Raw genomic sequence first — 354 nt, forward strand, 5'->3', positions numbered from 1 at the left:
GCTTGTTGCCATTAAAAGCAAAGAAGCGCTGTAAACTGGATTCCGAACTAAAAATCTATAATCAGGAAATCAATAAAAGAAGAATTGGAATTGAGCATGTATTTGGCAGTTTGAAAACCTTCAAAATTCTTGCTGAGCGATATCGCAATCGAGGCAAAAGACTAGCATTAAGATTCAATCTAATTGCTGGAATTTATAACTTGGAGCTGAGTGAAAAATGACTTATGAAGAGCCTGTAAATAATTTTGTGTAATTGCTTTTCATCAATTTAAAGGTGATTGCTTAAGCGGTCACCGAATTCAATAATAAAGCGGCTCATGGCTAAACGCCAGTCGCGAATCGGCATATTCCACT

General features: G+C 36.4%; 1 protein-coding gene. It reads left to right on the top strand.

Annotated features, from left to right (window positions below; genetic code table 11):
• Nucleotides 1-221, top strand: a 221-nt coding sequence (locus ACEWB7_RS18795) for a transposase family protein (RefSeq protein WP_411581201.1), incomplete at its 5' end; no start/stop codon positions are given.
• Between the last annotated feature and the right edge of the window lie 133 nt (nucleotides 222-354).

Source organism: Acinetobacter sp. NIOH-H-8 (genome assembly GCF_046635365.1).
Taxonomy (GTDB): domain Bacteria; phylum Pseudomonadota; class Gammaproteobacteria; order Pseudomonadales; family Moraxellaceae; genus Acinetobacter.